Genomic DNA, 4,938 nt, shown 5'->3' with positions numbered 1-4,938 from the left:
CTTTACCTCGTGGTGCCGCCGTCGGATATTTCTCGGACCAAGCCGCTGATCCGTCTGGTGCTGAACCAGATCGGCCGGCGCCTGACCGAGGATCTACACGCCCGCGACCGTCGGCATCGAGTGCTAATGATGCTCGACGAGTTCCCGGCGCTGGGGCGGCTGGATTTCTTCGAGTCTGCGCTCGCCTTCATGGCGGGGTACGGCATCAAGAGCTTCTTGATCGCGCAGTCGCTCAACCAGATCGAGAAGGCCTACGGGCCTAACAACGCCATCCTCGACAACTGTCACGTCCGCGTCAGCTTCGCGACCAACGACGAGCGGACCGCCAAGCGGGTATCGGACGCGCTCGGGACCGCGACCGAGATGCGGGCCATGAAAAACTATGCCGGCCATAGATTGAACCCGTGGTTGGGGCACTTGATGGTCTCGCGGCAGGAGACGGCCAGACCTCTCTTGACCCCGGGCGAGGTCATGCAGCTTCCACCGATGGACGAGATCGTCATGGTGGCGGGTACGCCGCCGATCCGGGCGAAGAAAGTTCGCTACTACGAGGATAGGCGGTTCACCGAGCGGGTTCTGCCGCCGCCAAATCCGGCGAGCGCCGGCCGATCATCGAGAACGGACGGTTGGTCAGCGCTAGGACCATTGAAGCCGACGGCGGGTCCAACTGACAAAGCCGCGGAGGTCGAGGAAGACACGGCGAACAGCGGACTCCGTCGCGAGCCCGAACTCCCCGATCACGTCGCGATCGCCAAGGAGACGACCGAACCGACGCCGGCAGAAGAATTTGCCGCCGTTCTTGACGATGACGAGGATGGGGTCCGCCAGTCCCGGCTCATACGCCAGCAGATGCGCGGCGTTGCGCGTCAGGTCGCCATGGACCCGAATGACGGTATGGAGCTCTGAGGCATTATGCGCGACCGGATGAACGTCTACTTCCCGCCAGAACTGCTGAAACAGATCTCAGAGCTCGCCGATCGCAAAAGACTTTCTCGGTCGGCGATCGTGGAAGCGGCAGTTGTTTCGTTTCTGTCCCCGGATGGAGCGGACAGGCGAGAAGCGGCGTTTACCCGGCGCCTCGATCGGCTGTCGCGCCAGATGCAGCGGCTGGAACGCGACGTGGGCTTGACGGCCGAAAGCTTGGCGCTCTTCATCCGCTTTTGGCTGACGATCACGCCGCCGCTACCCAACGACGCACAGGCTGCCGCGCAGGCAAAGGGCAGGGATCGTTTTGAAGGATTTGTCGAAGCACTCGGGCGCCGTTTGCAAAAGGGGCAAAGCTTTCTCCGGGAGATTCCAGAAGACATCGGTCGTCAGGAACCGGCCGAAGAAACTTGAGAGAGCCACGTAGACAGACCATTTCGCGGATCCTTCTTATTCTACGCCACCCTACGACCGCAGGGATTTACCCGAACTGACGAAAAGCTGGTCGCGCTATCGGCTCGCACGAGCTGACAGCAAGAGGGCCAGCATGCAAATTTCCGGGACATGGCGTCTCATCTCGCGCGTTTTTCTCCCGTTTGCTGCTGGATACTATCTTTCGTATCTGTATCGAACGATCAACGCTTTGATCGCCAGTCATCTCAGCTCGGATACCGCGCTCGGGACTGCCGACCTCGGGTTGCTTACGTCAGTCTATTTCCTGATATTCGCGGCGGCTCAGATCCCTGTCGGTATATTGTTGGATCGCTTTGGTCCGCGTCGCGTCCAGAGTGTTCTGCTCTTGCTAGCCGCAGCGGGCGCCGGACTCTTCGCGATATCGACCGGTTTCCTGTCGCTTTTGATCGCGCGTGCAATGATCGGGCTTGGCGTGGCGGCGGCGTTGACCGCAGGACTGAAGTCGATCGTCCTTTGGTTCCCCAGAGAACGAGTTGCCTTGCTTAACGGCTACATGATCATGCTGGGATCGCTAGGAGCGGTGACCGCTACGGTTCCCGTAGAATACCTACTCGCTTGGATGAGCTGGCGGCAGCTCTTTGAGATCCTAGCGGCGGCGACCGGCGCGACGGCCATTTTCATCTATGTCGTGGTTCCCGAGCGGGGCATTGTCCCATCAGCAGCCTGCGCCACTCTTAGCTCCGTTTTCAGCGATCGGCGCTTCTGGCGAATGGCCCCGTTGTCGGCGACTTGCGTCGGATCAGCCTGGTCTCTGCAGGGGCTGTGGGCATCACCGTGGCTGATCGACGTGGAGAGGCTTGATCGCACAAGTCTCGTCAGACAGCTGTTTACAATGTCCGTCGTACTAAGCGGCGGTGCCTGGTTGTTCGGTATGGCCGTCCATTACATCAAACGCAAAGGAATCGGAGCGGAGGCTATATTAGTGGTGGTTGCAGTGCTGTTCATCGCAGCCGATTCAGCCTTGATCTTGCGAGCGCCCCTGCCGTCCATCCTGCCCTGGTCGGTTGTCGCAATTGCCGGAACGGCAACCGTGGTCAGCTTCGCGGTAATAGCGGATTACTTTCCGCCGGAGCTTGCTGGTCGTGCCAACGGCGTCTTGAACGTCCTGCACTTTGGTTGGGCATTTCTGGCACAATACGCGACAGGCCTGATCCTGGAGCAATGGCACACGATCGATGGCCATAGGTCCGTCCAGGCCTATCAGGTCGCGTTCGGCCTCAACGTAGCGCTGCAGATCGCAGCCTTGGTCTGGTTCGCGCTGCCTTGGCGTAGAGTCTGCGCTTCATGGATGAGTTTAACTTCCCGCTCCACGCCAGCCTCTGTTTCCAATGGTGTCAAGTCGGTCGGCTTGTACGAGAATTCGCCCATCCTGATACCCGCGGACGACGGCGCGGAGTGGTGAGCGATAGCTCTTAGCGGACTGGTACGATTGAGCAGGAGTCCAATATCAGTTCTCAGTCTTCCTTTTTCTACGCCAGTCTACGATCACCGAAAGCGCTTGTTGCGCCAACTCCATAGGTGCTTTTTCTAATCATCCCATCTGAGGGCCCTTTGCGGACGCTCTCACTGGGTGGGGACGACGGTGCCAAGCCATTCCATTCAATCGGAAGCGAATTCGCGCGGCGCGCGCATGCTTCGTAGTGCGCTTGGCACAGCGATTGCCGGCTACCTCGAAGATGAAGCGATCATCGAGGTGATGCTCAATCCGGATGGGCGGTTGTGGATCGACAGGCTGTCGAGTGGCTTGATCGACACAGGCGAAACTCTCTCCGCAGCGGATGGCGAGCGCATTGTTCGCCTGGTAGCGCACCACGTAGGTGCGGAGGTGCATGCCGGGGCGCCACGGGTTTCGGCAGAACTGCCTGGAACTGGTGAGCGCTTCGAAGGCCTTTTGCCTCCGGTCGTTGCCGCCCCGGCCTTTGCTATCCGCAAGCCAGCGGTCGCGGTGTTTACCCTCGACGATTACGTCGCCAAGGAAATCATGACCTCGGAGCAGGCCGAGATCCTGAAGAGCGCGGTCGCCGCACGGAAGAACATCCTCGTCGCCGGGGGAACGTCGACCGGCAAGACGACTCTGACAAATGCGCTCCTGGCCGAAGTGGCAAAGACTGCCGATCGGGTCGTGCTGATCGAAGATACGCGCGAACTGCAGTGCACAGCGCCCAACCTTGTCGCTTTGCGTACCAACGATGGCGTGGCGACGCTATCGGACCTCGTTCGCTCCTCGCTGCGACTGCGTCCTGACCGTATTCCGGTCGGCGAGGTCCGCGGTGCCGAAGCCCTCGATCTGCTCAAGGCCTGGGGTACCGGGCATCCCGGTGGCATCGGGACCATTCATGCTGGTACCGCGCTCGGTGCCCTGCGGCGGCTTGAGCAACTCATTCAGGAAGCCGTCATCACGGTTCCGCGTGCCCTGATCGCCGAGACCATCAACGTTATCGCCGTGCTGGCGGGGCGTGGCGCTGATCGTCGCCTCGTTGAGCTCGCGCTCGTCCGGGGGCTTGGAGCTGCCGGCGACTACAGCCTTTCAACAGCAGGAGACTGACATGCCTCAGCAAATTCGTTTTCTTCGAGGTGCATCGGTGGCCGCCTTCGGCACGGTGCTTTTGGCGGCGGCGCCGGCATGGGCCGCTGGTTCGAATATGCCATGGGAGCAGCCGCTCAATCAGATCCTGCAATCGGTTGAAGGTCCGGTTGCCAAGATCATCGCGGTCATCATCATCGTCGTGACCGGGCTCACGCTCGCGTTCGGGGATTCGTCGGGTGGTTTCCGCCGGCTGATCCAGATCGTGTTCGGCCTGTCGATCGCATTTGCCGCCTCGAGCTTCTTCCTATCGTTCTTCTCCTTCGGCGGCGGCGTGGTGGTTTGATGGATGAACCGGTCACAGGTTTTGTCGTGCCCGTTCACCGCGCACTCACTGAGCCGATTCTGATGGGCGGCGCGCCGCGGTCCGTCGCGATCGTGAACGGCACGCTTGCTGCGGCCCTTGGACTTGGATTGCGGCTCTGGATCGCGGGTCTCATCCTCTGGTTCATCGGCCACATGGCCGCCGTCTGGGCCGCCAAGCGCGATCCCGCATTTGTCGATGTCGTGCGCCGACATCTGCGCATTCCCAGCCACCTCAACACCTGAGCGCTCCGCCATGATGAACCTTGCCGAATATCGTCATTCCAACGCGCGTCTCGCCGACTTCCTGCCCTGGGCAGCTCTCGTCGACGAGGGAATCATCCTGAACAAGGATGGTTCTTTCCAACGGACAGCAAAGTTCCGGGGACCTGACCTCGACAGCGCGGTGCCGGCCGAACTCGTTGCCGTCGCCGGTCGTCTGAACAACGCCTTGCGCCGCCTCGGATCCGGCTGGGCCGTGTTCGTTGAGGCGCAGCGTCATTCTGCGGGCGCTTATCCTCCAAACACCTTTCCGGATGTCGCGTCTGCGCTGGTCGATGCCGAACGCAGAGCGCAATTCGAGGAGGCAGGTGCCCACTACGAGTCCAGTTATTTCCTGACCTTCCTCTATCTGCCGCCGGAGGAGGGAGCGG

6 protein-coding genes and 1 pseudogene are annotated in these 4,938 nt (G+C 60.9%); all 7 read left to right on the top strand.

Features of this window, described 5'->3' with window-relative positions:
* The coding region (locus KAY22_RS24515; protein WP_296625752.1) for a type IV secretory system conjugative DNA transfer family protein at positions 1-906 on the top strand (906 nt) is incomplete at its 5' end.
* Positions 907-912: 6 nt separating this feature from the next.
* A complete protein-coding gene (locus tag KAY22_RS24510; RefSeq protein WP_006018726.1) occupies positions 913-1,338 on the top strand; it encodes a CopG family transcriptional regulator in 426 nt (141 codons plus the stop codon).
* 133 nt (positions 1,339-1,471) lie between these two features.
* The gene (locus KAY22_RS24505; RefSeq protein WP_006018727.1) at positions 1,472-2,800 is read left to right on the top strand and encodes an MFS transporter; all 1,329 of its coding nucleotides are present in this window, start codon (positions 1,472-1,474) and stop codon (positions 2,798-2,800) included.
* 228 nt (positions 2,801-3,028) lie between these two features.
* Positions 3,029-3,943 carry a P-type conjugative transfer ATPase TrbB gene (trbB, locus tag KAY22_RS24500; RefSeq protein WP_296625753.1) on the top strand — a complete coding sequence of 305 codons (915 nt, stop codon included), beginning with the start codon at positions 3,029-3,031 and terminating at the stop codon, positions 3,941-3,943.
* Between the two features lies 1 nt (position 3,944).
* A complete protein-coding gene (locus KAY22_RS24495) occupies positions 3,945-4,268 on the top strand; it encodes a TrbC/VirB2 family protein (RefSeq protein ID WP_296625751.1) in 324 nt (107 codons plus the stop codon).
* On the top strand, positions 4,268-4,531 hold the full coding sequence (locus tag KAY22_RS24490) for a VirB3 family type IV secretion system protein (protein ID WP_006018730.1): 264 nt from the start codon (positions 4,268-4,270) through the stop codon (positions 4,529-4,531). Before KAY22_RS24495 ends, KAY22_RS24490 begins: the two co-directional genes overlap by 1 nt.
* A 10-nt stretch (positions 4,532-4,541) precedes the next feature.
* Positions 4,542-4,938: pseudogene (locus KAY22_RS24485) on the top strand (conjugal transfer protein TrbE); the annotation flags it as partial.

It is taken from the genome of Rhizorhabdus sp., assembly GCF_018006725.1.
Lineage (GTDB): Bacteria > Pseudomonadota > Alphaproteobacteria > Sphingomonadales > Sphingomonadaceae > Rhizorhabdus.
Note: the sequence above shows the minus strand (reverse complement) of the source record. Positions and strands in the feature narration are given on the sequence as shown.